The 5,027-nt window shown below is 46.0% G+C and carries 4 protein-coding genes; 2 read left to right on the forward strand and 2 right to left on the reverse strand.

Annotated elements, in window-relative coordinates; all coding sequences use genetic code 11:
• Positions 1–673 precede the first annotated feature (673 nt).
• On the forward strand, positions 674–2,797 hold the full coding sequence (locus LUQ50_RS00245; protein WP_300034366.1) for a methyl-accepting chemotaxis protein: 2,124 nt from the start codon (positions 674–676) through the stop codon (positions 2,795–2,797).
• Between the two features lie 29 nt (positions 2,798–2,826).
• Complete coding sequence (locus LUQ50_RS00250) at positions 2,827–2,982, forward strand: hypothetical protein (protein ID WP_300034369.1); 156 nt, start codon at positions 2,827–2,829, stop codon at positions 2,980–2,982.
• A gap of 554 nt (positions 2,983–3,536) precedes the next feature.
• On the opposite strand, the gene LUQ50_RS00255 is transcribed toward LUQ50_RS00250, so the two are convergent.
• Together LUQ50_RS00255 and LUQ50_RS00260 are read right to left on the reverse strand one after the other, a co-directional pair.
• Positions 3,537–4,160: a cob(I)yrinic acid a,c-diamide adenosyltransferase gene (locus LUQ50_RS00255; protein ID WP_300034372.1), complete on the reverse strand. Its 624-nt coding sequence runs from the start codon at positions 4,158–4,160 to the stop codon at positions 3,537–3,539.
• A 7-nt stretch (positions 4,161–4,167) separates the two neighbouring features.
• The gene (locus tag LUQ50_RS00260) at positions 4,168–4,530 is read right to left on the reverse strand and encodes a hypothetical protein (RefSeq protein WP_300034375.1); all 363 of its coding nucleotides are present in this window, start codon (positions 4,528–4,530) and stop codon (positions 4,168–4,170) included.
• Positions 4,531–5,027: the final 497 nt, after the last annotated feature.

Here is a 5,027-nt window from a genome sequence, read left to right on the forward strand (position 1 = left end):
CGAATATCCAACATGGTAGTGTCAGGATTCAGCTGTAAAAGTAAATGACCCTATAACCTACATATCCCCCTCCTCCTGATCAATATAAAAAACTAACTCGCTAACGCTACACTAACCCCTTGTTGAGGGGAGTGGCCGTCCTGACCTGGTATCTTCGGTGGGCAGATTAGGGGGCATGCAACCCTCTCCTGTTTATTACGAAGAAGAACCCCTTGGTTTCAGATATGCTTGGTACAATTTTTTCACGATAATGTTAGGTGGACATCCATACCGGTGATCATCGAAACTAGAGATTAGATATCAGGCTCACAGGGAACAATTTATTTGAAGTTAAAGCAAATATTCTTTATTAAATGATCTTACGCTGCAGAAATCCCGTATCAATCGTTATTCATCGTCGTTCGATGACGAATATCAGAAATACCACGTACAGAGAACCATACCGTTTTTCCGAATCGATCCGGAAGACCTATGATCCACCTGATGAGTATAAGGAGGGATTTTCATCACTATTGCTCTCTATCTTTTCCGGAGGATATCAATAATTTCCTTCATCCATAAGACAGGTGTACCTGTTTCTTGGAAGAACAGTAAATTGACCTGATTCACTCCCATCAGCAACCCATGAAAGAATAATGCAAACAAATGTGTAAATTGGATAGGCGGAGATCTTATGAATTATATAAATAACATTAACATCGGAAAAAAACTTATTGGAAGCTTTCTATTTATTGCTGCTATTGTAGGATTTGTGGCCATCCTCGGATACCTGAATCTGGCTACCATGAACGAAGGAATCACAACCATGTACCATGATCGCCTCGTCCCCATTGAGGAGATCGGATCAATATCCAGTGATTTTAACGAGATCAGGGGAGATATGATCAAATATGCCCTGGTTCCCGAAGATCGCAACCAGATTAGGACAAATATTGCAAAACTTACCAGTAATATCAATACCAATCTTGATGGCTACAAGGAGACATATCTACTCGATTCTGAGACCGAAAACCTGAAAAAAATGGAACCTGCACTGTCAGGATACCTGAAAGAAGTTCAAACCTACCTGGATCTGATCGATGCCGGAGACGATGCCCGGGCGATAGCGATGTTACAGGACGGAACAGAGCTTGCCAAAAATAAAATCAATTTTGACACTTACTCTCAAAAATTAGAGGAGATAAACGATAAAGAAGCAGAAGCGATTCATGAAGAGTCGGAGAGCACGTTTGCAAACTCCTCCCTGCTCCTTGCCATTGCAGGAGTACTCGGTGTCATCCTCTCACTCATCCTTGGATCTGTGATCTCCAGGAGTATTACCGGACCACTAAACCGGACCGTGGAGATGCTCCAGGAGATGGGAAAGGGTCACCTGAGTGCCAGGTTGTGTATGAACCGCAGAGATGAGATAGGGATCATGGCAGAAACCATGGATACCTTCGCAGACAATCTCCAGAACAAAGTCATCCACCTGATAAAACTGATTGCATCCGGTGAGAAAGTTCAGCAGATCCCGCCGGTTGATGGGCAGGATGAGATAGCGCCGGCCCTGAACCAAATGATTGATACCCTCAATGCCCTCCTCGGACAGTTATCTACCCTGATTGGTGAAGCAAAAGAGGGGAGACTTCAGAGCCGGGGGGATGCTACCCGGTTTTTAGGGCTATACCGGGACATGATCACGGGCGTTAATGATATGCTTGATGCGATTACTGTTCCGCTCAACGAGACACTTCGGGTAGCAGACCGGTATGCTGAAGTGGATTTTTCCGCACGCTTCGATGACCGGCTAGAGGTAAAAGGAGAACTCCTTGAACTCAAGGAGAAGATCAATCAGATCGGAGTCCATGTAGGGACCGAACTTGGTGCTGCCATCAGGGAGATCAATGAGCAGATCAGTTCGTTGAGTGCATCAGCAGAAGAGGCCGCAGCCAGCGTTGAAGAAGTAACCTCGGGAGCATCAACAGTAGCCCAGAGTTCATCGGTGGTGAGCATGAATGCAGAAAAGAGTCTCCAGTCCATCGATCAGGTGTTATGTGCGATGGAGGAACTGACCACCTCGGTCTCAACCGTTGCGACAAAGGTTGACGCGGTAAGCAGACTATCACTGGACGCAAATGCCACCTCCACCTCAGGAATGGAACAGGCTGCTATCGCAGAACAGGGTATTCATCGCATTAACGAGTCTGTCACCGACGTTGGATCCATAATTTCCGAGATTCGCGGACAGATGAAAGAGATTGGAAAAATTGTCGGGATCATCGGGACTATTGCCGATCAAACTAACCTGCTTGCTTTGAACGCAGCCATAGAAGCAGCTCGTGCCGGAGAGGCAGGGATGGGTTTTGCCGTAGTTGCTGATGAAGTGAAAACACTGGCACAGGAGTCACAGGGCTCTACTGAAAATATTGCAAAGATCATAACTTCATTACAGCAGCAGTCAGAACGTGCATCAGCTGCGATGAATCAGGCAACACAGGAGGTTGAAAAGGGAACCGAAGCAATCGCAGGTACCATCCGGTTCTTTCATACCATCGTGGAACATGTTGAAGATATCTCCAGGAATATGACCGAAGTTGCAAGTCTGGCAGAGGAGGAGACAGCTGCAGTTGAGGAGATCACAGCGAGTGTATCTGAAGTTAAGGGCATGTCTACGGTTACCGCCAGAGAGGCTGAAAGTTCTGCCGCAGCATCTGAGGAATCATCATCTGCACTCGGCCAGGTTTCAACGGTCGTCAGTGATCTCTCGATCATCGCAGCAAGGATCAATGAATCAATGTCGCGGCTGAATGCGTGAGCGATCTTTTGGAGTCCTTGGTGAATAATATGGGAACCAGAAGTAGTTACCACCCGGCAGCAGTAACTCAAATCAGGAGTACCGGTAGAGGAAGTAAAACAGGAGACGGGAAAAAGTTTGTTGAATTTACGCTTGGAACCGAAATTAAACCGACCCATTCACTAATTCTCTGGCTTGATATCTAGGAGATAGCCAGAAAAATTATACTGGAGATGTATGGGTGGAGTACTGAAGTCCCATCTGATTAAGTACCATTCTTATATGCAAAAAGATGCAACAATCCGGAAGAATTAAGCGTTGTCCGATATGTAACGGACGCATGGAGTATAAATCATTTGATCCATGGACAACTTTTCCAAAAGATATCTGTAGCAGGTGTGGCTATTCCGGTTCTTTTGCCATCGAATGGGAAGACGATAAAATAATGGCAGATTACCATCCCCACGACTCCGAACATCGAAAAAAAGAGGCTTATGCGATAGAGAACAAATCACTACAGAATATTGTCCGTTTCTTTGTAATCATTGCCATAATCACATATCTCTTAGTTTTCGTGATGATTTTGAGTATGCTCATTACATAAAATGAAGGGCAGATGTATCGGATCAGCCCTGTTTTGAAGAGAGAGACGACGTTTCCTGTTACGGATACAAAACCTGTGGTTTATTGCCCTGCAAAAAAAATTCAGACACAAAGGTTGAGTCACACCAGGTACCATCTGAACTTCTCAATTCCGGGATTAATATTCAATCCCTTTTCGGGCAGAAACGCCCTGATCAAAATAGTGTTTCACCTTTTTCATTTCAGTGATCAGATCAGCAGCAGAAACCAGTTCAGACGGAACCCTCCGTCCGGTCAGAACCACTTCAACGTGGGATTTGCGACTTTCCAGTATTGATATGAGTTCTTCAACAGAGAAGATCTGGTATGCAACACAAAGCAGGATCTCATCAAGCACTATGAGATCAAAGCATCCTGATGTAAGAGCATCATGACAATACCTCAATCCCTTCCTGGCTGCTGCAATATCCTCGGATCCCGGAAGTCCGGCGATAAAGTTCCCGGTACCGTACTGTTCGATACTGAACCGATCACAAAGTGAGCATAACCCGAGTTCCGCGGTTTCTACTCCCTTGAAGAACTGGGCAAAGAATACCGAACCTCCAGTAAGCAGGATCCGTAATGAAAGCCCGAGCGCTGCGGTGGTCTTCCCTTTACCGGTACCACAGTAAATCTGGATATATCCCTGCTTAAACTGCCCGCTCTTCGGAGAATGGGAAACCATCCGGTGTATCGACGGATGGACTCCCAGCGATGGATCAGGTACTGGTGGGCAGTGAGGTGAACAGATGGTTCCGTCCATATATGATTCAGGCCGGATGAGCCAATGCCTTCTCTTTCTGGAGGGCCCAAACCACGAAATCGTTTGGATTCGTAAATGGTACCGCGGAAATGGGACTTTCCTGGCCGAGACCGGTCTCAAGGCGCTGTACGATCTCACCGCTCTCTGGCACATACGAGTATTTCACTTCAAGATCATTCTCTTTTCCATATAACCCGGGATCCATTGCCAGATTATAGGCGATCGAAACAGCCCACTGATCTTCCCCGATATCAGCATAGACTTTCCCGAGCAGCCGCCGGTTATCCAATCTGATAGTTGTCTGGTTTTCAAAATCGTCTATTGTTCTTCGTGCTTTAGAGTTAGGCTTCAACCCAAAAAATTTTGCCATATATCAAAATAAGTTTGTTTAATACAAATGTCTTTCTATATTTATGGGAAAATATGGCAGACTGGGAGAGACAGAATGAACAATTGCCGCATTGATGATGGTAATCAGGGCTGGAGATTACACCAACTCTGATTTCCCTACCACGAACCATATGTTTCGCCTCTGCGCCCGTTACAACAATGAGAAAACCCGTATGGCTGTGTATAATCCAAGAACGCAGCATGACACCATCGAATCCGGACTCAGTCAAACGGCCAGGTCTCGTCGTACCAGGAATGCGATGCCCGTTCTGTGGGCGTGGAGCAGTAGAATGGCTGGATGGCGGTACCTGGATCCTCACGCGGCACCAGGTTCCACTTCCCCATTATCTCTGTTATAATTGTCACCAGGTGTTTCATCAAAAACCGGAATCCAGATCCGAACCCTGGAGACTGAACCGGTTGCCATGAGAGTGGAAGTGTATGTATGAATCAGATTATGGTATACACAAAAGAGAA

The organism is Methanospirillum sp. (assembly GCF_028679455.1).
Taxonomy (GTDB): Archaea; Halobacteriota; Methanomicrobia; order Methanomicrobiales; family Methanospirillaceae; genus Methanospirillum.